This window comes from Mesorhizobium sp. B2-4-6 (assembly GCF_006442775.1).
Lineage (GTDB): Bacteria > Pseudomonadota > Alphaproteobacteria > Rhizobiales > Rhizobiaceae > Mesorhizobium.
In genome coordinates this window covers 16,344-41,892 of the sequence record NZ_VFVI01000022.1, presented here as the reverse complement: position 1 = coordinate 41,892, position 25,549 = coordinate 16,344, and the positions used below count along the sequence as shown (strand labels likewise).

Sequence of the window (25,549 nt, the reverse complement as noted above, 5' to 3'; positions counted from 1 at the left end):
AGCAGCCCGGTAGCTCGTCAGGCTCATAACCTGAAGGTCACAGGTTCAAATCCTGTCCCCGCAACCAAACGCAAAACCAACACAAAAAGCCACACTCTCTCGCCAGGGGCCTGCAAGACGGTAAAGCCGACGCGGCGGAACAGAGAAGCCAAATCCTGGCCCTGCAACCAGCTTCGATTGAAAAACGCCGGCAACTCAACGAGTTGCCGGCGTTTTGCTTTCGTGGCGCAGTTCCTGGCGGACGGGATCGTCAGGTGGGCTTGTCGTCGGGATGGCCAAGCTCGCAGAACCAGCCGCCGAGATATTTCACCGACGGCTTGTTCGGATCGGGAACAGGGGTTTTGGCCTCGACCGCGGCGCGAAATGACTCGGCGCTGTCCTGCGGGATGAACCCAAGGTGGTCCGCGCCGCTGTTGTCGACCATCTTCAGCTTGTTGTTGGAAATGCCGAAGGAGATCGTGTGGCCGACGCGCGGCGCGGTCAGCGACGCTTCGACTAGGCGCACGCAGTCGGCGAAAGAGAGATATGACCACAGCATGCGCCGGTCGGCGGGTTCGGGGAAGGACGAGAAGATGCGCAGGCACACCGTTTCGATGCCGAACTTGTCCCAATAGAGCCGGCTGAGGCTTTCGACGAAATTCTTCGACACCCCATAGAGGCTGTCGGGGCGCACCGGCGCGTCGACGCCGATATGCGCCTCGATCTCGTGATAGCCGATGGCATGCACCGACGAAGCGTAGACGACGCGCTTCACGCCGTGTCTCCGCGCGCCTTCATAGATGTGATAGGAGCCGCGGATGCTGGAATCGAGGATGGTCTGCCATTCGCATTCGAGCGGCGCGCCGCCGAAATGGACGATCGCGTCGCAATCCTTGGTCGCGGCGATCGTGGCTTCCATGTCGGCGAGATCGAAGACCGCTTCCTCCTCGTGCGGCGCAAGGTCGCCGAAGGGTTCGCGCCCCGCCAGGCGGATCGTCTTGGCCAACGGCACCAGCCCCTTGCGCAGCTGCGAGCCGAGCCGGCCGGCGGCGCCGGTGATCAGGATACGTTCGTAATGCGGCATCACTTACTCCACTTGCGCGACGGCGGCGTTGATCCGCGCGATCGCCTCGGTCAGCACCTCTTCGCTGGTCGCGGTCGAGATGCGGAAATAGGGCGACAGTCCATAGGCGACGCCCGGTACCGACGCCACCCGGCCGTCGTTCAGAAGATAGTTCGCCACAGCCGCGTCGTCCTCCAGCACGACGCCCTTGGGCGTCTTGCGGCCGATCAGGCTGGCGCAGCCGATATAGGCGTAGAAAGCGCCTTCCGGCGGCGACAGCGTCAGGCCGTTGATCTTCCGGATGCCGTCGACGACCAGGTCGCGGCGCGCCTCGAACGCTTGCCGGAAGCGGGCGACCTCGTCCTGCGGGCCGTTGAGCGCGGCGACAGTCGCGGCCTGAGCGATCGAGCAAACCGAGGTGCAGGATTGGCTCTGGATGGTCGACATCGCCTTGAGAAGCGGCGCGGGCCCCGCCGCATAGCCGACGCGCCAGCCGGTCATCGCATAGGATTTCGAGACGCCGTTGACGATCAGCGTGCGCTCCTTGAGCTCGGGACAGGCCTTGCCGAAAGAAACGAACTCGCGTCCGTCGAACAGGATGTGCTCGTAGATCTCGTCGGAAAGGATGAGCACCTGCGGATGCTTCGCCAGCACCACGCCCAGCGCCATCAGATCGGACTCGGAGTAGACCGCGCCGGACGGGTTGCCCGGCATGTTGAGGAAGAGCCACTTCGTCCTCGGCGTGATCGCCTTCTCCAGGAGCGCCGGCGTCAGCCGGAAGCCGGATGTCTCCGGGCATTCGACGAAGACCGGCGTGCCGCCGAGCAGCTTCACCATTTCCGGGTAGGAGACGAAATAGGGCGCCGGCAGGATCGCCTCGTCGCCGGTCTCGAGCGTCGCCATCAGCGCGTTGAAGATGATCTGCTTGGCGCCGTTGGCGACGACGATATCATCGGCGGTGTAGTCCAGCCCGTTCTCGCGGCGGAATTTTCCGGCTATGGCTTCGCGCACTTGGACCGTGCCGGCAGCTGCCGTGTAGAGCGTCTGCCCAGCCTTCGCGGCCAAATGAGCGGCATCGATTATATGATGCGGCGTCGGAAAGTCGGGCTCGCCCAGGCCGAGATCGATGACGTCGACGCCCTTGGCGCGCAGCGCCTTGGCAGCCTGCGAAGCCGCCATCGAAGCCGAGGGCTTCACCGCCGACAGGCGCGAGGCAACATAGCTCATCAGTCGTTCTCCGTAATGTAACCCTTGGACCGGTCATTGGCTCGCGAGGCCGCGTTGCGTTTGGCCGGATCGCCATAGCCGCCGCCACCCGGCAGTTCGAGGATCAGCCTGCGCCCTGCCGGCACATGCTGCCAGCCTTTCGGGCGCATCTTTGTGCCATCGTCGAGCTTGACCACGCCGGCGACGCCCGGCTTGCCGCCGTCGCGGCCGTGGGCCGGATGATTGACGCGGTCGAACATGGCAGAGAAGTCGAATTCATGGCCGTCGGTCGCGGCGATCTCGATGACCTGTCCAAGGCCGCCGCGGAATTCGCCGTCGCCGCCGGAGTTGGGCCGCAGCTCCTTGCACCAGATGACGATCGGCCCGGTATGCTCGGTCGCCTCGATCGGCATGGTGTGCACGCCGGACGGAAAGGCCGTTGCCGACAGGCCGTCGAGCTCGGGGCGGGCGCCCATGCCGCCGGAGTTGAACATCAGCACCTCGGCGCGTCGGCCGGATGCGCCGGCAACGGGGCGGGCCGAAATATGGATGTTCCAGAGCGCCCCGGCGCCTTCTGCGAGGATTTTTCCGGGCAACGCCTTGGAGAAGGCGCCGAGCACCAGATCGGGAACCATGTGGCCGAAAATATGCCTGAGCGCCACCGGCGCCGGCCGCACCGCGTTCAGGATGTTGACTGGTGAGGATACGGTGAAAAAGGCGAGCGAGGCGGCATTGTTGGGAATGTCGGGCGCCACCATGCATTTCAGCGCATAGCAGGCATAGGCCTTGCTGTAGATGATCGGGCAGTTGATGCCCCAGCGGCTCATCGGATCGGTGCCGGTGAAATCGACTTCGACATGGTCGTCGCGGACCGAGACCGTGGCTGCGAGCTTGACCGGCTCGTCATAGCCGTCGGTCACCAGCTCGTTCGACCAGCTTCCCTTCGGCAGCGCCTCGATGCGCTCGAGCATTGCGTCGCGGGTGCGCGAGAAGATGAAGTCGCCGAGTCCGCCGAGCGAGGCCAAGCCGATCTCCCTCATCATGTCGACAAGGCGCCGGTGGCCGACCTCGTTGCAGGCGGCCAAGGAATAGAAATCGCCGACGACCTGGTTGGGCTCGCGGACATTGGCGCGCAGGATGCGGACGAGATCGAGGTTGACCTTGCCCTTTTCCGCGAACTTCATGATCGGGATCTGGATGCCTTCCTCATAGACCGACTTGCCGTCGGCGCCGAAGCCGCGGCCGCCGACATCGACGACATGCGCGGTGCAGGCGAAGAAGGCCACGAGCTCGCCGTTGAGGAAGGACGGCGACACCATGGTGATGTCGTGCAGGTGGCCGGTGCCGAGCCAAGGGTCGTTGGTGACATAGGTGTCGCCTTCGAACATCTCCTCGCGCGGGATTGCGTGCATGAAATGCAGCACCGCCTCGGCCATGGTGTTGACGTGGCCCGGCGTGCCGGTCACCGCCTGCGCCAGCATCTGGCCGCGCGGATCGAACACGCCGGCCGACAGGTCGCCGGATTCGCGCACGGAGGTCGAGAAGGCGGTGCGCAGCAAAGTGAGCGCCTGCTCCTCGACCACCGAGATCAACCGGTTCCACATGACCTGCATGCGGATTTCGCCAATGCTGTTCATGCCTGGGTCGCTCATGCCTGGCTGCCTTTGCGGATCAGGAGTATCGCGCCTTCGCTCTGGATGACGGCGTCGAAGCTGGTGGTGACGACGGTGGACGTCTCGCGCTCCACGATGACTGCGGGCCCGACCACGCGGTCGCCGGCGCAGAGCGTGTCACGCTCGACAATGCCATAGCTGCGCGGCGCGCCGCCGACCGGATCGAACACCGCGCGCGCCGTTGTCGGCTCGCTGGTCTTCTTGCCGATGATGAGCTCATGTCTTGCGCCTGGGGGCCGAACGTCCGTCGCCTTGACCGACCAGGTGACGATCTCGATCTCCAAACCGTCGAGGCCTTCGATGGCGCGGCCGAAGAAGCGCTGGTAGTTCTGCTCGAACAGCTCCTTGAGCTTTGCCACGGCATCGTCGCCGAACGGTTCGTCCGCCAGCGGCACGGGGATTTCCCAGCCCTGGCCGGCATAGCGCATGAAGGCGGTGATTTCGCAGACGATTTTTCCGCTGGCGCCGGTGCGCACGAAACCCTCGGCGGAGGCTTTGAGGTCGGCGAGGAGTGCGTTGACTTCGGCCGGCTTGAAGCGCGACAGGCGCGTCAGCTTCGACGCCAAGGCTTCGTAGCCGAACGGCGCCTTGAGGAAGCCGATCGCCGACCCGACGCCGGCGCCGCGCGGCACGATGCATTGGTCGATGCCGAGCTTTTCGCAGAGCCTCGCGGCGTGGAGGGGTGCTGCGCCACCAAAGGCGATCATCAGATTGTCGGATATGTTCTTGCCGTTTTCGACGGCGTGGACGCGGGCGGCATTCGCCATGTTCTCGTCCACCACCTCGCAGATGCCGAAGGCGGTCGCCATGGCATTCAGCGACAGGCGCTCGCCGACATCGCGCAGGATCGCCTGTTCGGACGCGGCGGTGTCGAGCTTGATCGCGCCGCCGGCAAAATTGTCGGGATCAAGCTTGCCGAGCACGAGGTCGGCGTCGGTGATCGCCGGACGTTTGCCGCCGCGGCCGTAGCAGGCAGGGCCGGGTTCCGAGCCGGCACTTTCCGGTCCGGTCTGGATGCGGCCCATGGCGTCGACCCAGGCGATCGAGCCGCCGCCGGCGCCGATCTCGATCATCTCGATCACCGGGATGGAGATCGGCATGCCCGAGCCTTTCGAGAAGCGATAGGTGCGCGCTACCTCGAAGGTCCGCGCCGTGCGCGGCGCAAAATCCTCGATCAGGCAGATCTTGGCGGTGGTGCCGCCCATGTCATAGGAGACGACCTTTTCGAGCCCAAAGCGCCGGGCGATGTCGGCGGCGAAAATGGCGCCTCCCGCAGGGCCGGATTCGACCAGGCGAACAGGAAATTCCGAAGCGGTTTCGACCGAGATCAGGCCGCCGCCCGAATGGATCATGAAGACCGGGCAGTCGGCACCCATGTCCTTCAGGCGCGTCTGCAGGCGGGCGAGATAGTCGGCCATCTGCGGCCGCACATAGGCGTTGGCGCAGACCGTGTTGAAGCGCTCGAACTCGCGCATCTGGGGCGAGACCTCGGCGCTGATCGAAATCGGGATGGTGAGCTTCCTGGAGAGGATCTCGCGGGCGCGACGCTCGTGGTCGGGGTTGGCGTAGGCATGGATGAAGCCGATCGCCACCGAACCGAAATTGCCGGCAGCGATCCGATCGGCGATCTCCTCGAGCGCGGCTTCGTCGAGCGGCTGCAGTTCCTGCCCCTCGGCGCCGATGCGGCCCCCGACCGTGAAACGGTCCTCGCGCGGGATCAGCGGCGTCGGCAGTTGCAGGTTCAAATCATACTGCTCGAAGCGGTTCTCCGTCCGCATCTCGATCACGTCGCGGAAGCCTTGCGTCGTGATCAGCGCGGTCCGGGCGCCGCGCCGCTCGATCAGCGCGTTGGTGGCGAGCGTCGTGCCATGGATGATGATGCCGATCTCGGCCGGCGAAATGCCGGCATCGCGGATCACCACGTCGATACCGTCGAGGATCGCCTGCTCGGGCGCCGCATAATTGGTCAGCACCTTGGTCGAAAACATCGTTCCCCTGACATCGAGCGCGATGTCGGTGAAGGTGCCGCCGATGTCCGCGCCGAGACGGATGTCGTCTGATCTGGAGGTCATGCCTTGGCCTTCTGCGAAGCGAGCGCGGCGCCGCGCATCTGGGAAAGGGTTTGCCGGGGCGTGAGCGCTTCGGGCGAGATGGCCATGTCGAGGACCGCGCCCGTTGTCGAGGCGAGCGCCCGGTCGAAGGCGGCGGCGAAATCCCCGGTCGATTCGATGCGCTCAGCGTGAAAACCATAGGCCTTGGCCAGCGCCACGAAGTCCGGGTTTTCCAGCGAGGTGCCGGAGACGCGGGCCGGATAGTTGCGTTCCTGATGCGCGCGGATCGTACCGTAAATGCCGTTGTTGATGATGAGCACGATCGGCTGCGCGCCGGCCTGCATGGCGGTGCCGAGCTCCTGGCAATTCATCTGAAAGTCGCCGTCGCCGGCAAAGCAGACGACAGTGCGGTCCGGATAGGCGACCTTCGCGGCGATTGCCGCCGGCAGGCCGTAGCCCATGGCGCCGGATTGCGGCGCGAGCAGCCGCGCCTGCGGTCCGAACTTGAAGAACTTGTTCGGCCATACGGTGAAATTGCCGGCGCCGTTGGTGAGGATGACGTCGGCCGGCAAGGTCTCGCGCAGCCAGGCGCTGACCGCGACCATGTCGACCGGGCCGGGCTGTACGGGTGCCGCGAAGGCGCCTTCATAGGCCTTGCGCGCCGCCGCCCGCCAGCCGGCCCAGCCACCCTTCACCGGGGACAGGGCCTTGGCGAAAGCATTCGGGCCGGCGTGGATACCGATCGCGGGCACATAGATCTTGCCGATCTCGCGGTCGGAGCCGTGCGCATGGATCAGCTTCTGGCGCGGCACTGGAACGTCGAGCAGCGTGTAGCCGTCCGTCGTCATCTCGCCGAAGCGGACATTGACCGCCAGAATCACGTCCGCATCGCGGATCAGCGTCTTGACATGCGCCACCATGCCGACGCCGGCTTCGCCGACGAACACCGGTGAATGGTTGTCGAACTGGTCCTGGTAGCGAAAGGCGGTAACCACAGGGATGTCTGAAGCCTCGGCGAAGGCCTGGAGCGCGGCGCGTCCATCGGTCGTCCAGTTGGCGCCACCCATGAGCAGCACCGGCTTCTCTGCCGCAGCCAGCATCTCAAGCGCCGCCGCGACGGCATCCCGCGACGGAGCGGCTTCGAAAATCGAAGCAGGGCCGCTGAGCGGCGCGGCCTCGGTCATGGTTGTCAGCATGTCTTCGGGCAGCGCGACGACGACGGGGCCGGGCCGGCCGGTCAAGGCGGTGGTCCAGGCGCGCGCTACGATCTCGGGAAGTCGCGCAACGTCGTCGATCTCGACCGCCCATTTTGCGACGGTCCCATAGACCGCCCGGTAATCGATCTCCTGGAAGGCTTCGCGGCCTTTCATGTCGGTGCCGACCTGGCCGACGAACAGGATCATGGGCGAGGAGTCCTGCATGGCGGTGTGGACGCCGATGCTGGCATTGGTCACGCCCGGGCCACGCGTCACGAAGCAGATGCCCGGTGTGCCCGTCAGCTTGCCATAGGCGGAAGCCATGAAGGCCGCGCCGCCTTCGTTGCGGCAAAGCACGTAGTCGAGCTTGCCATGGGTATCGTGCAGCGCGTCGAGGACGGCCAGATAGCTCTCGCCGGGAACGCCAAAGCTCTTGGCGGCACCCAAGGCAATGAGGCACTCGACAAGAAGGCGACCGCCATTGCGGACCATGCTTCGACATCCTCTTAAAGCTGGCGGCAAGCGGACTGGGCCTGCCCTTGCGGCTATACCTGCACCGCGGCGGGCCGGCGCGAAATCAAGAAATGCGATCCATACGAAAGTTTTTCTTTGCTATGGAATCCGCACCAGAACACCGGGGTTCATCGTAGCCTGCGGATCGAATGCGCGTTTGAGCCGCGCCATGAGGCTACGCTCGGTGGAGCCGCGGTTACGGTCGGCCATGGCGATCTTGGCGCGGCCGAGCCCATGCTCGGCGGCAAAGCTGCCGCCCATGTCGGTGGCTAAGGCAGCCAGCGCCTCGGCGAATGCACCAGCCTTGCCGTCGAAATCGGCGCGGCCTTCCGGCGGCGACAGATTGTAGTGGATGTTGCCGTCGCCGAGATGGCCGAACGGGTTGATCCGCACGTCGGGAAGAATGTCGTGGCATAGTTTCGCGCCGGCCTCGATGAAGCGCGCGATCGCGCCCGGCGGCACGGAGATGTCATGCTTGAGCTGCTCGCCCTCCAGCCGCTGGCCCTCCGGCTGCTCCTCGCGCAAGCGCCAGAACTGCGCCCGTTGCGCGCCTGAATTGGCCAGCGCGCCATCAACGACCAGGCCTTGCTCCATGCCCGATTCCAGCGCCGAAGCCAGGATATCGTCGAGGGGGACGCGCGTCGAGCCCGACGCCACTTCGACGAGCAGATAGACGTCGCCCCTCGTCTCCAGCTGATAGGCAAGATCCGGCAGATGCCTGAGCGCGAGCGTCAGGCCGACATCCGAAAAGAACTCGAGGCCGGCCAGGAATTCTCCAGCCTCGCCGCGCAGGAAGGCGCCGAAGGACACGGCGGTGGCGAAATCAGACATCACCAAGAGTGCGCTCGCCTGCTGTTTTGGCGTCGGATAGAGCCTCAACACCGCGCGCGTCACGATGCCGAGCGTGCCTTCCGAACCGCAGAACAGCTTGCGAAGCTGGTAGCCGGCATTGTCCTTCTGCACGGCGCGAAGACCGTCCCACACCGTGCCGTCCGGCATCACGACCTCGAGGCCGAGCACCAGATCCTGCATCATGCCGAAGCGAAACGCCTGGCTGCCGCCGGCATTGGTGCCGATCAGGCCGCCGATCCTGGCGCTGCCTTCGGCCCCGAGATGCATCGGAAACATCAGGCCCTGCGGTTCCAGCGCCTCATGCAGCGCGGCAAGCACCACGCCCGCGTCGACGATGATCGATCCGCTCTCCAGGTCCGGTTCGCCGATCGCCGTCATGCGTGAAAGCGAGACGATCACCGCGTTCGGCCGATCGGCGACGGCGCCGCCGCACAGGCCGGTGTTCCCGCCTTGCGGAATCACCGCCACGCCTGCTTCCCTGCATATGTTTACGACCGCCGCCACCTCCGCGGTGCTGGCAGGCCTGGCAATCCCAAGAGGCGCTACGCCATAGCGGTTGAGCCAATCGCGGTGGTAGGGTTCGGCATCACCACCGGAAAGCCAGCCTTTCGGCCCGAGGATTGCCTGCAATGCGATAACGAGATCAGCCATCTGGGTACCTGAGCTGTGGGACGAGCCGCGTATAGACAGTAAGGCGGTCCGGCTCAATGACCCAGGATCTGCGACAGGAATTGTCGCGTGCGATCGTTCCGGCAAGAGGTGAAGAACTCCTCCGGCGGCGCCTCTTCGACAATCTCTCCGCCGTCCATGAAGACCACCCGGTCGGCGACTCGCCGCGCAAAGCCCATCTCATGCGTGACGCAGATCATCGTCATTCCGTCGGAGGCGAGCGTCACCATCACATCCAGGACCTCCGATATCATTTCCGGATCGAGCGCCGAGGTCGGCTCGTCGAAAAGCATGATCTGCGGCTGCATGCAAAGCGCCCGCGCAATCGCCACACGCTGCTGCTGGCCGCCGGAGAGCTGGCCGGGAAACTTCATCGCCTGCTCGGGGATGCGGACCTTCTCAAGATAGCGCCGGGCAGTTGTCTCCGCTTCCGCGCGCGGCAGCTTGCGCACGATCATTGGCGCGATCATGCAGTTCTCCAGCACCGTCATATGCGGGAACAGGTTGAAGTGCTGGAACACCATGCCGACTTCGCGCCTGATCCCGTCGATGTTGGCGACATCGTCGTTGAGCTCGGTGCCGAGCACGGTGATGCGGCCGCCATCGTGCTCCTCGAGCCGGTTGATGCAGCGGATCATGGTGGACTTGCCGGAGCCGGAAGGACCGCAGACGACGATCCTTTCGCCCCGCCCGACGGACAGGTTCACCTTCCGCAGCGCATGGAATGTCCCGTAGTGTTTGTCGAGGTTCTCGATGCGGACCGCCGGTCCGGAAGCTTTGCCCGGATTCATGTCTACCGCCTCCTCACCGTTCGCCGACCGACATGCGGCGCTCGAGGAAGGCGCCGTAGCGGGACAGGCTGAAGACGAAGACGAAGTAGATGAAGGCGATGAAGGCGTAAACCTCGACATAGGCGAAGCGCCATTCGCCGGTGCCGTAGGCGGCGTTGCCGGAGGCCAGGATCTCGAAGAAGCCGACGATGACCACCAGCGAGGTTTCCTTGAACGAGATCACGAACTGGTTGATCGTCGCCGGCAGCGCATTGCGCATCGCCTGCGGCAGAAGGATACGGCCGATGCGCTGCCAGTAGCTCATGCCGAGCGCCATGGCGGCTTCTTCCTGTCCCGCTGGCACGCCCTGCATGCCGCCTCTGACGATCTCGGCCTGGTAGGCCGAGAAGAACAGGGCGGAGCCGAGGATGACCCTATAGAGCTTGTCGCCAACCAGCCATTGCGGCAGCGCGAAGGGCAGGACGATTGCGAAAGTGAACAGGATCGAGATCAGCGGCAGCGAACGGACCCCATCGATGATGAGGGCGGTGGTACGCGATATCCAGGGAAGCTCCGACCGCCGCAACAGAGCCAGGCAGACCGCCAGCGGGAAGCCGATCAGGCAGGTGGTGACGAAGATGAAGAGGGTGAGCGCAAGGCCTCCCCAGGCTTCCTCGCCGACATAGGACAGCCCAAGCACGCCACCCTTCATCAGCACGTAGTAGAGGGCCGTGCCTGCTCCCCAGACGAGCGCGATGCGGCGGCCCGTCCAGAAGGCCGGGATGCAGCTCAGCACCGTCATCACCACGACGGTGACGCAGGCCAGCGCCGAGCGCCACTGCTCCTCGAAGGGATAGAGGCCGAAGAGGATGATGCGCCACCTTGCCGCGATGACCGACCAGCAGGCGCCTGCCGCCGCCTGGCAGGCCTCGGGTCCGCCGCTCGTCGTGAAAACGGCCGAGAAGACCGCCCAGTTGAGCAGCTTCCAGACGACGAAAGCCATGATCGCCAGCGAGATCAGCGACAGCAGCGCCTGAAGCGGCGTCGCGAAGAAGCGGCGCTTAAGATCCTCGACCTTCCCCGGGGCAGGGGGAGCGACAACAACCATCTCCATCTCTCACGCCCTCAGTTGATTGCCCTTCAGGGCAATGGCTTTGTTGATGCGGTTGAAGATGGCGGCAAGGCTGAGGTTGATGGCGAGGAAGCCTGCCATCAGGATGCCGATCGTTTCCAGCGTCTGGCCGGAATGGTTGATGGTCAGCGCCACGATCATGAAGAAGTCGGTGAAGCCGACAGCGATGCCCATCGTCGTCGCCTTCATCAGCCAGACATACTGGTTGGCGAGGATTGGCAGCATGGCGCGCAGCGCCAGCGGCAACCGCACAAGCGTGAACACGCGCCAAGGACTCAAGCCCAGCGAGAGCGCCGCCTCCATCTGGCCCTTGCCGACGGACTTGAAGCCGCCGCGCACGATCTCGGCGATGTAGGAGCCGCCATAGATGGCGATGGCGATCGCCAGCGCGGAAAACTCCGGCGGAATGCGCAGGCCTCCCTTAAGATTCAGGCCTTGCAAGGCGGGGAAGTCGAGAAGTGGCAGGTCCGGCAAGCGACCGAGCGCCAGGATGACGGCGGCGGTGGCCAGCGCCGTCGCCGCCGCGGCCAGTTGAATGCCGAGCCGCTCGCCGAATGGTTGGCTAAGGCGCGACGTCCTGCCCAGCCAGACGGGAAGCGCGATTGCCGCGATCACGGCAAGTATCGCCGCCGCAAACGCGATGGCCCCGACATTGGGGACCGGCAAGTAGAGGCCGCGGCTGGTCAGCAGCATGCCGAATGCCTCATGCGCAGCGCGCGGCGTCGGCAGGTGCGTGATGACGGCGTACCAGAAGAAGACCTGGAGGATCAGCGGGATGTTGCGGAAAATATCGACATAGGTGCGGCCGAGCAGCCGCGCCAATTCGTTCGAGGACGTCCGCGCCAGGCCGACGATCGTTCCGATCAGCGTCGCCAGCATCAGCCCGACGGTGCCGAGGAACAGCGTGTTGATGATGCCGATGAGGAAGAACCACCAATAGGGATCGTTGGCCGTGGCGGGCAGCAGCGAGAAGTTCACATCCCAGCCCGTCGACTTGTAGAGGAAGTCGAAGCCGGAGGTGATCCCTTGCTCGGCAAGGTTGCGCCGCGCGATGACCACGCCGGCGAGCACGAGCGCCGCAAGCGCGCCGACATAGAGAACCTGCAACAGTGCGTTGCGGACCTTCTGATTTCTCAGCAGGCTGACCATCGACCTATCCTTCTCGAATTGCTGCCGGCTCCGCCCGGCGCAAGCCGGACGGAGCCCAGAGCGGGATAACTTCAGACGCGGATCAGCCGGTCACCAAGGGGATCAATCGATCACCAGCGGGAACAGAACGCCGCCATTGTTCCACAGGTTGGTCAGCTCGCGATCCATCTTGTAGGGCGAGTCCTTGCCTAGATCGCGATCGAAGATCTCGCCGTAATTGCCGACCTTCTTGATCACGTTGTAGGCCCAGTCGTCGGAAAGCCCGAGACCCTTGCCCATGCCCGGCGTGACGCCGAGGAATTTCGCCACCTGCGGCGAGGTCGGCTTGGCCTTGATCTCGTCGACATTCTTGGAGGTGATGCCTTCCTGCTCGGCGAAGATCAGGGTGCTCAGCGTCCAGTTGGCGATGTCGACCCAGTTGTCGTCGCCCTGGCGCATGATCATCACCTCGGGCTCGACCGCGAGCACGTCGGGCAGGATCACATGGTCCTCGACCTTGCTCTTGGCGATGCGGGCGATGGCGAGTGTCGGTCCCCATTGCGCATAGAGGTCGCAGCGGCCGGAGAAATAGGCTTGTTCCAGCTCTTCGGTCTTTTCGATCAGCACCGGCTCGAGCTTGATGCCGAGCTTCTGGGCGTAGGCGGCGACCTGCTGCTCCTGCGAGGTGCCGGCGGGAATGCAGATCGTGCCGCCATTGGCGTCCTTGAGCGACTTCAGGTTCAGCTCCTTGTGCGCCATCACCTTGGTGGTTCCGAGGTAATAGGACATGGAGAATTGCAGGCCGAGCTCGGTGTCGCGGCTGAGCGTGCCGCCCGAGGCCTTGATGATGATGTCGACGTCGCCCGACTGGAGTGACGGCCAGCGCTGCGCCCAGCTGATCGGAACGATCTTGAGCTTCGCCGGATCGCCGAATACGGCCGCGGCCACCGCCTTGCAAAGGTCGATGTCCATGCCCTTCCAGTTGCCCTTGTCGTCCACCTCGGCAAAGCCGAGATAGGAGCCGTCATGGCCGGTACAGTTGAGCGCGCCGCGTGCCTTGACGGTTTCGAGCGTCTTGCCGCCGGCGGCTTGCGCCGGCGCAGACAGATGCATGAGGCCCAGGGCCATGGCGGCGGCCCCCCATTTGATCATTTTCATTTTGATTGTCTCCACTGTTGAGGTTGTTCCGTTTCTTGTTGTTGGAGCCCGTAGGATGCCTTTCGGAGCTCGGTCTCGAAGCCGATTGTCAGTCGGAAAGCGGGGTCGGTTTCGGCAAGGAGATCTTGAGGTCGCTGCGCCAATCCTCCTGGGCCAGCCATCGATGGAGCGCGGCCACAGCCTTCACGCGCAGATGCCCACGCGGAACGATGAGGTAGAAGCCGGGGACTTCTTCCGGCCGCATGTCGGCGATGGCGTCGCGACCGATCGGCGCGACCAGCGCGCCAGAGCGGAAGTCCTCCTCGGCGTCGATGACGGAGACCAGGCCTACGCCGATGCCTTGCAAGGTCGCACGGCGCATCGTCGCCGCGTCGTCGAAGCTGATGCTGCGGTCGCCGTCGGTCAGCTCCACGCCGAGGTGGCGCAATATGTCCGGCCACAGGCGCTTCGACTTGACGGTGTCGAGCAGCGTGAAGCGCGTCAGGTCATGCGCCGACTTGATCTTCTCGCCGATCGCCGGTGTGCAGCAAATGATCTTCGGATCCGGCACCAGCAGCGTGGTCTCGTAGTCCGGCCAGTTGCCATAGCCCCACTGTACAGTCATATCGATGTCGTCGCGGCCGAAGTCGGGCAGGTCGACCATCGTCGTCAGGCGCAGGTCCGCTCCCGGCAGCATATCGCGGAACAGCGAAAGCCTGGGCAGCAGGTAATGCGTGGCGAAATATGGGCTCGCATTGAGGTTGATGCGGTCGCGGTAGTTCGACTTGGTGACGCGGCGCACGCCTTCGGAAAACTCGTCGAAGCCGGCCTTGACGTAGTGCGACAGAAGGATCGCCGACTCCGTCAGTTCGATCGAGCGGCCCTTGCGCTCGAACAGCGTCACTTGAAGCGTGTCTTCCAGCAGCTTGATCTGCTGCCCGACCGCCTGCGGCGTGACCAAGAGCTCGTCGGCCGCCTGCCGGAAGCTCTTGTGTTGCGCGACGGCGTGGAAGACGCGAAGCGCATTGAGCGAAGGAAGGCGAAGCTTGCTGGTCATGGTAATTTCGCCTCCTTTCGTTCGAGCTCCGTCGATCATGCACTGCCACATGTCCGGCGGCGCCAAGCCGCCGAGACTCTATGCGTAGATGTAACCGCCTGAAACAATTACGTTTTCTCCGGTCATGTAGGTGTTCTTCGGGCCGCCGGTCATCAGCACCCATTCGGCGATCTCGGTGGGCTCGGCGCCACGGCCGAGCGGACTTGCCTTGGCAAGTTCCTCGAGGAAGCCGAGGGCCTTGGCCTTCTCGGTAGCCATGCCGGCCGGCGCCACGGAGTTCACCAGGATGCCGTCCTTGGCGACGTAGTGCGCGAAGGACCGCGTCAGGCTTACGACGGCTGCCTTGGTCGCAGCATAGTGGGCGTTCTGCGGATGCGCCTTGAAAGCGTCGACGGAGGTCAGGTTCACGATCCGCCCGCGCACATGGTCCTTCGGCTCTTGCGCCTGCATGTGGCGGACTGCCGCCACCATCATATGGTAGGTGCCTTTGATGTTGATGCCGTTGGAGGCGTCCCAGTCGGGGTCGGTGATCTCGAGCAGCGGCCGACGCGGATAGATGGCGGCGCAGTTGATCAGCGTGTCGACGCGCCCGAGCTTGGCGACGATGGCGTCGAAGGCGGCGTGGCATTGCGGACCGACCTGGATGTCGCCAGTCGCCGCCGCGGTCGGCAGGCCCCTGGCCTTCGCCGGTTCGAGCGCGCTCTCCGCGGCCTGCTGGTTGATGTCGATGATGCCGATCTTTGCCGCCCCGGCTTCGACAGCCATCTTGGCCAGGAGCGCGCCGAGGCCGGCGCCGCCACCAACGATCAGAACGGAAAGATCCTTCATTCCAGTTTTCCCTACTTGGTGCCGCTGGGCGAGGTCGGCCAGGTCGGCATGATGTCGAAACGGGTAACGTCGGCCCATGCCGGCAGCGCGAGCACCGCGACGACCATCCTGGCCACGTCATCGGGCTGCACCACCTTGCTGGCGTACATGGCGGCGCGCGCCTCGGCGTCGAGGATGTCCTGGTAGAGCTGCGTCTCGACACGGCCGGCGACGATTTCGGTGACGCGCACGCCGGAAGGGGAGAGGTCGGCGCGCAGCGCGGCGGCAAAGCCGGAAATCGCCGCCTTGGTGGCCGCATAGACGGCAATGTTGGAGAATGCGGCGTGGCCCGCGACGGAGCCGGTGAACAATATGTGCCCCGACTGCCGCTCGCGCATCTGCGGCACGACGAGGCGGGTGAGCAGGATCGCCGCGCTGAGGTTCACCTCCAGCGTGGTGTCGATGTCGGCGATATTCATGTCGGCGAAATTGCCGAGCGGCGGCATGATGCCGGCATTGTTGATCAGCACATCGACGGTGAGATCCGCCAGCACCGCTTCCAGCGCCTCGCGATCGGTGACGTCGACGGCGATGGGGACGATGCCCGAGCGCTCGGCCTGCAGGTCTTTCAGCGCCGCCTGGCTGCGGCCGGCCGCATAGACGTCGTAGCCGGCGTCGCTCAGCGCGATCGCCATCGCCCGTCCCATGCCGCTCGTCGCTCCGGTGATGAAGGCTGTCGTCACTAGGGCTTCCCCATTGCGGCTTCCCCATTTGCCTAGTTTTCAGTGTGCGGCGCGGGCCGATGCCGCGAAACCAAGAAAACCAGCAAAAAGGAAAGATAAGCTTTCGAAAGCCTTGCTGCCGACCGGAATATTCCAACCTTCCGGTGCGGCGGCAAATGCAGACAGCCCAAGGAAAACAACGTCTTCAGCGCGCGAGAGCCGGCCATTGGCCGCAAACCGAGAAAAAATACGGCTTTCGCGAACGACTGGCTTGACGCGCGGCGACGGAGGCGAACGACATCGAAGCCGGCGAAACTATCCGGCTGTCGGCAAGGGCTTTCTCAGGTCGGTGAAAAGCGAGGCGGCAGCGGCTTTCTGTTCTGCTTCGGTGGCCTCGATGCCCGAAGCTTTCGCCAGCGCGCGCACGCGTCCCAGGCTGTTCTGCAGATGCTTGCGCATCGCTTGGCGGGCCTTGCTTGCGTCCTGCCTTTCGATGGCATCGACGATCGCTTTGTGCTCGCTGTGGATGCGCGCGTAGTAGCTGTCCTTGAGCGCGGGCTCGACCACGTAGCCGAGCTGGAATCGCGGCACGATCATCGGCCCGAGATAGCTCAAGAAGCCGTGGATGAATTCATTGCGCGCAGCCTTGGCGATCGCGAGGTGGAAATCATAGTCGTAGTGGATCTGGACGGCGGCGGGGTCCGCATGCCGGGCGTCGATCTCATCCATCATGGCGCGGATGTCGCTTGCCTCCTTGTCGGTCCGCCGTTCCGCGCAGAGCCCGGCGGATTCCACTTCGACGCTCAATCTGAGCTCAAGCAAGGCGATGGTCTCCGGCAATGTCCGCAGCGCCTCCTCCGGAATCGAGAAATTGCGCGGCGCGGGCGTTTCGCTGACGAACATGCCGCGCCCCTGCTGCGGCACAACCATGCCCTCGGAGCGCAGCCGCGCCACCGCCTCGCGCACGACGGTGCGACTGACGTCGTATTCGGCGCAAAGCTCCGCCTCCGTCGGCAGTTGAGCGCCGGGAAGCAGCGACCCGGAGCGGATCTTTTCGGACAGGCTCTCCGCCACGACGGTAGACAGCGGCTTGCGCTTCGTCATCAGTCTCCCCTAGAGCAATTCCAGGAAAAGTGTGTAGCGGTTTTCCGTCCGGAATTGCGTAGAAACAAAGAGATAGAGCGGTTCGGCGTTTCCGTGACAAGCTGAAGCGCTCGACCAGATTCGGGGATGATGCCCGAACCGGCAGGACCATTCAAACCGCCGCGGTGACGATCAGTTCGACCAGCATGCCGGGCTGGGCCATCCGACCTTCGCCGGAGGATCGCGCCGGCGCGTGCTCCTTCGGCATCCAGGCATCCCAGACCGTGTTGACCTCGTCGAAATCGCGCACGTCGTCCAGCCACATCTGGACGTGGAGGATGCGCGTCTTGTCGGTGCCTGCCTTGGCAAGCAGCGCGTCGATCTTGCCGAGCACCTCGCGCATCTGGTCGGCAGCCGATTGGCCGGGCCGGGCGACCTGGCCGGTGAGGTAGAGCGTCCGGTTGTGGATGACGCCGTGATGGATGCGGGTGTCGAAGTCGAAGCGCTGAATGTCGCTCACTTGTTCTCTCTCAGATCGCCGGCGTCTGCCGGATGGGGTTGCCTTGCAGGTACTGCGCGTAAGGCGCCTGGACGAGCCAGCCGGCATCGACCGGAAGCGTGACGCCGGTGATCGATGCGGCGCGGTCGGAGCAGAGGAACAAGGCAGCCTCGGCGACATCGCGCGGCTCGACGAAGCGGCGCAGCGCAGTCGTAGCCTGGATGGCTTGCGGATTGCGCTCGCCCTTCTCGATCTTTGCCTTAAGCCCGTCCGACAGCGTGTAGCCGGGCGCCACGGCATTAACGCGAACGCCATGCGGGCCGAGCTCGGCGGCCAGCATTTGCGTCAGCGCCAGGACAGCATGCTTGCCGGGCGTGTAGGCCGGCAGCGACAGTGGCGCAAAAGAGGCAAGCGAGCCGACATTGAGGATCGCGCCGCGCCCGGCGGCCGACATCAACCGGCCGAACACCTGGCAGCCGAGCAGCGTGCCGCGATAATTGATGCGCCACATCCGCTCGTCTTCGGCGAGATCCTGGTCGAGGACGTGCTTGCCGCTTTGCAGGATACCGGCGCAGTTGACCACGACCTGTGGCGTGCCGAACGCATTGCCGACGTCTCGCGCCAGGCCTTCGACCGAGGCGGGATCGGCGACATCGGTTTGCACGAAAAGGGCGCTTGGCGCGCCGGCACTCTGACAGGCGTCGGCGGCTTGCTTGCCTCGGACGGCATCGCGGCCGGCGACGACAACCTGATAGCTGTCCCCGGCGAAGCGCTCGGCGATCGCGCGGCCTATGCCGGACGTGCCGCCGATCACGACGGCGGTCATCGCATCAGCCATTGCGGCGATCCTTGCGCTCGATGTCGAAGAATTCGGCCATGGCCTCGACCTGGAAATCCATCATCGGGCGCCCCGGCTGGATACGGCAGCCGATCTCCTTCGCCGCCTTGAGCAGCGCCGTCTCGGCTGGCTCCATGATGATGTCGACGACCGTCATCTGCGGCGTCAGCTTGCTGACGTCCATCGGCAATGGATCGCTGGCCTTCAGCCCGGACGGCGTGGCATTGATCGCCATATCCATGCCGGACGGATCGGGTTCTCCGACGTCGATGCGGCAGTCGGGAAAAGCCTTGCCGACCAGCGAAGCGAGCTTTTGCGCGCGCTCCTTGTCGATGTCGGCCAGACGGATTTCCGCCGCGCCTTCTTCGGCAAGGCAGTAAGTGAGCGAGGCGCCCGCGCCGCCGGCGCCGACCTGGAGGATGCGCTTGCCTGCGATAGGGTGTCCGCCGGCCTTCAGCCCCTCGATGAAACCGACGCCGTCGAAATTGTCGGCATACCAGGTGCCGTCCGCCTGCCGGCGCACGGAATTCGCGCTTTGCACGCGCGCGGCACGATCATGGGCGGCGGCGCATTTGTGGAAGACCGGAACCTTGTACGGCACCGAGATGATCACGCCCCGGATGTTCTCGGCCGCCGTGATGCCGGCCCAGAACGTGTCGAAATCCTCCGGGCGGCAGCTCAGTGGCACCATCAGGCTGTCGAGCCCCTTCTGCTCGAAGACCTCGTTGAAGATGCCGGGGCTTTTCGCATGGCCCACGGGATGGGCCAGCATGACGAAAACATCGGCCTTGCCGGTTCCGCGCATCGTTATTCCTTTCCGTTTGAGAGTTCGTGATGACTGAGGATTTCGAGGGCTCGAACGAGTGAAGAATGGTCGGCCTCCGCGCCGCCCGCCCGGGCCGAACAGGCATTCATCAGCTGTTGTGCCGTTGCGGTGCCCGGCAAGGCAACGCCGAGCGCGCGGGCGCTTTCCAGCGCAAGATTGAGATCCTTCCGGTGCAGCCGGATACGAAAACCCGGCGCGAAGCTGCGGGCGATCATGCGTTCGCCATGCACTTCCAGGACCCGCGACGAGGCGAAGCCGCCCATCAGCGCGCCGCGCACCTTTGCCGGATCGCAACCGGCCTTGCTGGCGAAGACCAGCGCCTCGGCGACCGCCTCGATGTTGAGCGCGACGATGATCTGGTTGGCGATCTTGCAGGTCTGGCCGGCGCCGTTGTTTTGCCCGATCAAGGTGATGTTCTTGCCGAGCCTCTCGAAGATCGGCAGCGCGCGCTCGAGCTCGGCGGCCGGTCCGCCGACCATGATGGTGAGGCTGGCCGCCTTGGCGCCGACCTCGCCGCCGGAGACCGGCGCATCGAGATAGCCTGCGCCTGCCTGCCTTATCTCCGCGGCGAAGCCGGCCGTGGCGATCGGACTGATCGAGCTCATGTCGATGACCAGCTTGCCGGCCGAAATTCCTTCCAGCACGCCGTTCTGCCCGAACAGGACGCGCTCGACGTCGAGCGTGTCGGGCAGCATGGTGATGACGAACTCGGACGCCCGCGCCACCTCGGCGGGAGAGGCGACCACCGATGCGTCGAGGGCCTCCGGCAGGGGAGAGCGGTTGAGGACGGTGACGATCTCATGCCCGGCATCGGCGAGATGCCGGGCCATCGGCGCGCCCATGACGCCAAGTCCGATGAAGCCGATTTTCATACGCAACTCCCACGCGGCGCCGGAGCGCCTTGCAGCTCAAGCTGGGCATATGATATAGGACATCATACAAATTTCAATGCACCTTCTTCACGACCGGAGACCGATCGCACATGCAGGAGCGCATCAATTCGCTGAAGGCGGCCGCACAGGCCGGCCGGGCTCATATCGGCATCTGGTGCTCCCTGGCCTCGGCGCTCACCACCGAAGTCGTCGCGGGCTCCGGGGCGGGCTGGCTGCTGATCGACGGCGAGCACAGCCCGAACGACCTGCGCAGCATCATGGCGCAGCTGCAGGTCGTGGCGGCGTTTCCTTGCGAAGCCGTGGTGCGCCTGCCATCCGACGATCCCAATCTGATGAAACAGGCGCTGGATGTCGGCGCCCGCAGCCTGATGATCCCGAATGTGCGCACGGCCGAGCAGGCGCGCGCAATCGTCGCGGCGATGACCTATGCGCCGGGTGGCTTCCGCGGTTTCTCGGTCGGCCACCGCGCCAATGCTTTCGGTCGCATCGCCGGCTACCATGCCAAGGCGTGCGAGCAGCAATTGCTTGCCGTGCAGATCGAGGACGGGGCCGGTGTGGCGAACGCCGCCGAAATCGCTGCGGTGGACGGTGTGGACGTTCTGTTCGTCGGGCCGGGCGACCTCTCCACCAATATGGGCGCGATGGGAAATCCTGGCGCCGGGCCTGTGCAGGAGGCGATATCGTCGGTGCGCAAGGCCGCCGCCTCGGCAGGCAAGGCCAGCGGCATCCTGGCTCCCGTGAAGGCCGATGCGGACCGCTACCTCGCCGACGGCTTCACCATGGTGGCGGTCGGTTCCGATCTCGGCCTGCTGGCGCGGGGTTCGGACGCCCTGGTCGCCTCGTTCAATCGGTAGGAATAATCATGGCAATCCCCCCTTACAAAGCACCGTCGCGCAACGCCTATGACATCGTCATCGTCGGGGGCGCGGTCGTCGGTTCGTCGACGGCCTATTGGCTGAGCCAGGCGCTGGGCAGCGGCGCTTCGATCCTCGTGGTCGAGCGCGACTCAAGCTACGAATTCTCCTCGACCGCGCTTTCCACCAGCGCGATCCGCCAGCAATATTCCAATCCGATCAATGTGAAGATCAGCCAGTTCGGCATCGAGATCATCCGTGGTTTCCAGGAGCGGATGGCCCCGTTCTACACGAACGAGCCGGCGCCCGATCTCGGCTTCAAGGAGCACGGCTATCTCTATTGCTGCTCGCCCGAGGGTGTGGAGGCGGCGCGCGAACGGGTCGAGCTGCAGCGCAGCCTCGGCGCCCATACCGTCTTCCTCGAACCGGGCGCCTTGAAGGAACGTTTTCCGTGGCTGAATGTCGACGATCTCGGCGGCGGTTCGTGGGGCGCTCGCGAAGAGGGCTGGTTCGATTCCATGGGCATGTTGAACGGTTTTCGCCGCGCCGCTCGCGGCAGCGGTGTCGAATATATCGACAATGCCGTGACGGCGCTGGACGTCGTTGACGGGCGGGTCGTCTCGGTGCGGCTCTCGACGGACGAGACGGTCGCTTGCGGCACGCTGGTCAACGCGGCAGGTCCGCGAGCCCAGCAGGTCGCCGCCATGGCCGGGCTGTCCATTCCGGTCGCGCCTTACAAGCGCTACAGCTTCGTGTTTGCCAGCGCCAATGCGATCCCGGGCCGCATGCCCAATGTCATCGACCTTTCAGGCACATTCGTGCGGCCGGAGGGCGAGCTTTTCCTCACCGGCAACACGCCGCAGGGCGACGGGCCGGCCGACTACGACGACTTCGAAATGCATTTCGAGGAGTTCGACGACCATATCTGGCCGGCGCTCTGGCACCGCATTCCGGCCTTCGACGCGCTGAAGGTGCAGACGAGCTGGACCGGCCATTACGAATACAACATGCTCGACCACAACGGCATTGTCGGCTTCCACCCGCTAGTGAAGAACTTCATGTTCGCCAACGGCTTTTCGGGGCACGGCCTGCAGCAGTCGCCGGCGGTCGGCCGTGCGGTGTCGGAGCTGATCGTCCACGGCGCGTTCCAGACGCTGGACCTTTCGCCATTCTGCTACGAAAGGATCGCGCGCAACGAACCATTCCTCGAGGAAGCGGTGATCTAGAGCGTTTCACCGTTTCACGGAAACGGCGAAATCCGCGCGGCCAGGCGCCTGGCCCGGTAGTTCAGGATTGCGGCAGTGACCCACGCACCTCAAACACTTTCAAGATAGGTTTCGATCTCGAAGTCGCTGACGTTGAGCGCGAAAGTGTTCAGCTCCTGGCGCTTGCAGGCGATGAAGGCGTCGCGCAGCACATCCGGGAAGATCTCGGCAACGCGCGGGCCGGCTTCGAAGGCGGCGATCGCCGAGGCCCAATCGGGCGGAAGCTTGGCGAGTGTCAGCCCCTGGCCCTCGCCGCCGGTCGGCTCGCCGGGCGAGAGCTGGCGCTCGATGCCGATCAACGCCGCGCCGAGAATCGCCGCCAGCACCAGATAGGGATTGGCGTCGGCGCCGGAGACACGATGCTCGATGCGGCGCGCGGCCGACGGGCCGCCCGGAATGCGTATCGCCACCATGCGGTTTTCATAACCCCAGGCGACGGCGGTCGGCGCATAGGAACGCGGCCGCAGCCGGCGGTAGGAATTGAAATGCGGCGCGAACACCAGCGTGCTTTGAGCCATCGCGGCAAGCAGGCCGCCAACCGCATGGCGCATGGTGTCGGAGCCCTGATCCGAGCCGTCGTCGAAGATGTTGCGGCCGTCCTTGTCGAGGACGCTGAAATGGACATGGAAGCCGTTGCCGGCGCGTTCGCCATAGGGCTTGGCCATGAAGCAGGCGGCGAAGCCATGTTTGCGGGCAATGCCCTTGACGGTGCGCTTGAAGAGCACGGCGTCGTCCGCGGCGCGCAGAGCGTCGGGCACGTGGTTGAGATTGATCTCGAACTGGCCGACGCCGTTCTCGGCGATCGCGGTGTCGACCGGAATGTCCTGCATGCGGCAGGCTTCGTAGATATCGTGGATGAAGGCTTCGAAATCGTCGACCTCATCAATCGAAAGCGCCGCGTCGGAATCGAGACGCCGCCCGGTTACCGGCGAAACCGGTCCGACAGGCCGCTGCGATGTCGGGTCGACAAGGTAGAATTCGAGTTCGGTCGCGGTGACGGGCGTCAGGCGGAGCGCGGCGTAGCGGTCGAGAATGCGTGCCAGCGCGCGGCGCGGATCGCCGAGGTAGGGGGCGCCGCTGTCGTCCGCCAGCCAGACCGGCAACAGCGCCGTCGGGTGCGCCGTCCAGTTGACGGGCAGTATGCCGCGCCCCGTCCAATGGCAAAGCCCATCGGCGTCGCCGGTCGAGAACACCTGGGCGTTGCCTTCGATGTCCTCGCCCCATATGTCGAGCCCGATGGCCGAATAAGGCATGCGCAGCTTGCCTTCCAGCGCCTTGCGCGCCTGCTCGACCGGAATGCGCTTGCCGCGCATGATGCCGTTCAGGTCGCACACCGCCGCCCGCAGGCTCTGGATGTCCTTCCTGCCGTCCAGCCACTTCAAAACGTCCGCAATCGCATCGCTCAATTTCCAGCCCCTTTTCTAGGTGCTGTAGCCCTGTCGGCTACGATATCCAATTTTTCAGCTTGTGAGTTCGTGAAGGTCAACACGGCTGCTGCCGGGTTGTTTTCCTTCATTTTTTCAAGTCACTAGCTGGGATATCGGGCGGCATTTCGGGTCCAAATTCTGCGATCTGCGATCGCAACATAGCGGCCCGATCGACGAAAGCCAAGCCGGATTCGAGGCCGGCTTGCCCGTCAGTGACGCAGTTGCGGAAATTTCACCTGGCCGAGGATGTGGGCCGCGCCCTCGGCGATATCGCGCACGATGGCGGCGCGCGCCCTTTCGGCGTCGCCGGCTTCGATCGCCGCCACGACCTCCTCGTGGTGGTCGATGCCGAGAATGCCGGCCAGGTCATCCTCGAAGCCGATGTGCAGGTTTCGCAGGAAGGGGCCGACCTGCATCCATACCGTCTCGATCAGGAAGAGCATCTGCTCGTTGCCGCAATGGCGGTAGATCGAGAATTTGAAGTCGTAGTTCTTGCGCAGATAGTTATCGATCCCGCCGCCGCGGGCGGCTTCGGTAAGCTCGGCGCAGTGGCGCCGGATCGCGCGCAGATTGTTGCCGTTGATGAGTTTCGTCGCGAGCTCGGTGGCCGTGCCTTCCAGGATCGTGCGCACGGCGGTCAGTTGCTGGAAGCGGTCGGCCGAAATCAGCGGCACCTCGACGCTGCCGTTCGGCATCGGGCTCAGGGCTCTCAGCGCCTGCAGCCGCATGAAGGCGCTGCGCACCGGCATGTCGCTGGTGCCGAGCTCCTTGGCGAGCTTGCGCGAGGTCAGCTTCTGGCCAGGCTGGAGTTGCCCCGACATCAAGGCGCGCACGAGCTCCAGGTAGACTTTCTCATGCAGGGGAACGGTATCGACAGCGGTCAGCCCGATATGCGATTTGTCGGCCATTGGCGATACGCTACTTCATCCGTCCCGAGATCTGTTTCGTCAGCTGATCCGCCGCCGGGATAGCTGGCCGGTCGTTTCGGCCGCACGATAGACGCTCAACGCGAACCGCCGCAAGGGCGGCCGGCGTTGCTATCCGATCCGCGCGTCGATGATCTCGACGAAGCGCGCGAAGAGGCCGGCCTGCGACTTGATCTTCAGCTTGCGATAGATGTTGCGGCGGTGGACCTTCACGGTCCCGGGCACGATCCTGAGCGCCCTGGCGATCGATTCCGTGGAATGACCCTGAAGCACCAGATCGACGACCTGTTTTTCACGTGAGGTCAGCGACAGGCTCTTCCAGATATGCGCGCGATCGAGTTCGTTGGCTGTTGCGATGGTTTCGCCGGAGGGCTGGGTCGAGACCTCTTCGGCAGGCAGGGACGGCCAGTGCTGCCTGCAGAAACCGATCACCGCCGGCGCCATGTCGCGCAGCAGCCTGGCATCCGCCGTTCCGAACGGCCCGGTGGCGCGCAGCCGCATCAGCGACAGCACCAGCGCGTCCTTGCAGGCTAAAGGCACGAAGAAACCGACCTCCTCGGTGAGGCGGGTCTGGCTGTAATAGGACCGGTAATATTCGCTGGCATAGAAGCGGTCGGGCGCAAGCTCGCGCATGCGCCAAAAGCCTTCCTTGCGCTCGACAGCGGCGTGATGGAACGGGTCGAGCAGATAGGGCCCTTCCTGATAGAGCGCGACGAAGATGTGGCTTTCCGTCGGCGAGAAGGTCTCGAACAGGAGCGGCGGCCTCGAGGCGCCGCGATAGCCGAAGATCACGCAGTGGTCGAAACGGACGTGCCCGCGCAGCCAGCCGACGATCGCCTTGCCGAAATGGTCGCCGCCGGTCTCGCGCGACGCGGCGATGACAGTGGCCAAGGCGTTGTAGTCGTCACTGCGGGAAGCGGCCAACTCATACCCCTCCAAACGATAAAATCGGCTAAATATACCACCTGCGAGGTATATACTAG

At 64.6% G+C, this 25,549-nt stretch carries 23 protein-coding genes; 2 read left to right on the top strand and 21 right to left on the bottom strand.

What is annotated here, in order from left to right:
- Positions 1 to 250: 250 nt before the first annotated feature.
- The 18 genes from FJ957_RS30750 to FJ957_RS30665 all read right to left on the bottom strand — a co-directional run bounded on the left by FJ957_RS30750 (position 251) and on the right by FJ957_RS30665 (position 20,073).
- On the bottom strand, positions 251 to 1,063 hold the full coding sequence (locus FJ957_RS30750; protein WP_140837154.1) for an NAD(P)-dependent oxidoreductase: 813 nt from the start codon (positions 1,061 to 1,063) through the stop codon (positions 251 to 253).
- 3 nt (positions 1,064 to 1,066) lie between these two features.
- Entirely contained in the window at positions 1,067 to 2,269 is a 1,203-nt protein-coding gene (locus FJ957_RS30745; RefSeq protein WP_140837152.1) for a pyridoxal phosphate-dependent aminotransferase, read from the bottom strand.
- Entirely contained in the window at positions 2,269 to 3,900 is a 1,632-nt protein-coding gene (locus FJ957_RS30740; RefSeq protein ID WP_246686014.1) for a hydantoinase B/oxoprolinase family protein, read from the bottom strand. Before FJ957_RS30740 ends, FJ957_RS30745 begins: the two co-directional genes overlap by 1 nt.
- Positions 3,897 to 5,993: a hydantoinase/oxoprolinase family protein gene (locus FJ957_RS30735; RefSeq protein ID WP_140837149.1), complete on the bottom strand. Its 2,097-nt coding sequence runs from the start codon at positions 5,991 to 5,993 to the stop codon at positions 3,897 to 3,899. Before FJ957_RS30735 ends, FJ957_RS30740 begins: the two co-directional genes overlap by 4 nt.
- Positions 5,990 to 7,660, bottom strand: coding sequence for a thiamine pyrophosphate-binding protein (locus FJ957_RS30730; protein ID WP_140837147.1), 1,671 nt, complete (start codon positions 7,658 to 7,660; stop codon positions 5,990 to 5,992). The genes FJ957_RS30735 and FJ957_RS30730 overlap by 4 nt, the downstream gene beginning before the upstream one ends.
- A 120-nt stretch (positions 7,661 to 7,780) precedes the next feature.
- Positions 7,781 to 9,184, bottom strand: coding sequence for an FAD-binding oxidoreductase (locus tag FJ957_RS30725; RefSeq protein WP_140837141.1), 1,404 nt, complete (start codon positions 9,182 to 9,184; stop codon positions 7,781 to 7,783).
- Positions 9,185 to 9,237: 53 nt separating this feature from the next.
- A complete protein-coding gene (locus FJ957_RS30720) occupies positions 9,238 to 9,993 on the bottom strand; it encodes an amino acid ABC transporter ATP-binding protein (protein ID WP_140837134.1) in 756 nt (251 codons plus the stop codon).
- Positions 9,994 to 10,006: 13 nt separating this feature from the next.
- Complete coding sequence (locus FJ957_RS30715) at positions 10,007 to 11,086, bottom strand: amino acid ABC transporter permease (RefSeq protein WP_140837127.1); 1,080 nt, start codon at positions 11,084 to 11,086, stop codon at positions 10,007 to 10,009.
- A gap of 3 nt (positions 11,087 to 11,089) precedes the next feature.
- A complete protein-coding gene (locus FJ957_RS30710; protein WP_140837121.1) occupies positions 11,090 to 12,253 on the bottom strand; it encodes an ABC transporter permease subunit in 1,164 nt (387 codons plus the stop codon).
- 102 nt (positions 12,254 to 12,355) lie between these two features.
- Entirely contained in the window at positions 12,356 to 13,390 is a 1,035-nt protein-coding gene (locus FJ957_RS30705) for an amino acid ABC transporter substrate-binding protein (RefSeq protein WP_140837114.1), read from the bottom strand.
- Between the two features lie 88 nt (positions 13,391 to 13,478).
- Entirely contained in the window at positions 13,479 to 14,426 is a 948-nt protein-coding gene (locus tag FJ957_RS30700) for a LysR substrate-binding domain-containing protein (RefSeq protein ID WP_140837102.1), read from the bottom strand.
- 78 nt (positions 14,427 to 14,504) lie between these two features.
- Positions 14,505 to 15,254, bottom strand: a complete 750-nt coding sequence (locus FJ957_RS30695; RefSeq protein ID WP_140837096.1) for an SDR family oxidoreductase — start codon at positions 15,252 to 15,254, stop codon at positions 14,505 to 14,507.
- Between the two features lie 11 nt (positions 15,255 to 15,265).
- Positions 15,266 to 15,976 carry an SDR family oxidoreductase gene (locus tag FJ957_RS30690; protein WP_140837090.1) on the bottom strand — a complete coding sequence of 237 codons (711 nt, stop codon included), beginning with the start codon at positions 15,974 to 15,976 and terminating at the stop codon, positions 15,266 to 15,268.
- 294 nt (positions 15,977 to 16,270) lie between these two features.
- On the bottom strand, positions 16,271 to 17,059 hold the full coding sequence (locus FJ957_RS30685; protein ID WP_140837084.1) for a FadR/GntR family transcriptional regulator: 789 nt from the start codon (positions 17,057 to 17,059) through the stop codon (positions 16,271 to 16,273).
- Between the two features lie 151 nt (positions 17,060 to 17,210).
- Positions 17,211 to 17,558 carry a RidA family protein gene (locus tag FJ957_RS30680; protein ID WP_140837082.1) on the bottom strand — a complete coding sequence of 116 codons (348 nt, stop codon included), beginning with the start codon at positions 17,556 to 17,558 and terminating at the stop codon, positions 17,211 to 17,213.
- A 10-nt stretch (positions 17,559 to 17,568) separates the two neighbouring features.
- On the bottom strand, positions 17,569 to 18,375 hold the full coding sequence (locus FJ957_RS30675) for an SDR family oxidoreductase (protein ID WP_140837079.1): 807 nt from the start codon (positions 18,373 to 18,375) through the stop codon (positions 17,569 to 17,571).
- A complete protein-coding gene (locus tag FJ957_RS30670) occupies positions 18,368 to 19,180 on the bottom strand; it encodes a shikimate dehydrogenase (protein ID WP_140837077.1) in 813 nt (270 codons plus the stop codon). The genes FJ957_RS30675 and FJ957_RS30670 overlap by 8 nt, the downstream gene beginning before the upstream one ends.
- Positions 19,181 to 19,182: 2 nt before the next feature.
- The gene (locus tag FJ957_RS30665; protein ID WP_140837075.1) at positions 19,183 to 20,073 is read right to left on the bottom strand and encodes a 2-hydroxy-3-oxopropionate reductase; all 891 of its coding nucleotides are present in this window, start codon (positions 20,071 to 20,073) and stop codon (positions 19,183 to 19,185) included.
- Positions 20,074 to 20,183: 110 nt separating this feature from the next.
- Between FJ957_RS30665 and FJ957_RS30660 the strand changes: the two genes are divergently transcribed.
- Positions 20,184 to 20,948, top strand: coding sequence for an aldolase/citrate lyase family protein (locus FJ957_RS30660; RefSeq protein WP_140837073.1), 765 nt, complete (start codon positions 20,184 to 20,186; stop codon positions 20,946 to 20,948).
- A gap of 8 nt (positions 20,949 to 20,956) precedes the next feature.
- A complete protein-coding gene (locus tag FJ957_RS30655) occupies positions 20,957 to 22,174 on the top strand; it encodes an FAD-dependent oxidoreductase (RefSeq protein ID WP_140837071.1) in 1,218 nt (405 codons plus the stop codon).
- An 89-nt stretch (positions 22,175 to 22,263) separates the two neighbouring features.
- On the opposite strand, the gene FJ957_RS30650 is transcribed toward FJ957_RS30655, so the two are convergent.
- From FJ957_RS30650 to FJ957_RS30640, 3 genes are all read right to left on the bottom strand, one after another.
- Positions 22,264 to 23,619 carry a glutamine synthetase family protein gene (locus tag FJ957_RS30650; protein ID WP_140837069.1) on the bottom strand — a complete coding sequence of 452 codons (1,356 nt, stop codon included), beginning with the start codon at positions 23,617 to 23,619 and terminating at the stop codon, positions 22,264 to 22,266.
- 230 nt (positions 23,620 to 23,849) lie between these two features.
- Positions 23,850 to 24,548: a GntR family transcriptional regulator gene (locus FJ957_RS30645; RefSeq protein ID WP_140837067.1), complete on the bottom strand. Its 699-nt coding sequence runs from the start codon at positions 24,546 to 24,548 to the stop codon at positions 23,850 to 23,852.
- Between the two features lie 129 nt (positions 24,549 to 24,677).
- Positions 24,678 to 25,490, bottom strand: a complete 813-nt coding sequence (locus tag FJ957_RS30640; protein ID WP_246686013.1) for a LuxR C-terminal-related transcriptional regulator — start codon at positions 25,488 to 25,490, stop codon at positions 24,678 to 24,680.
- Positions 25,491 to 25,549: the final 59 nt, after the last annotated feature.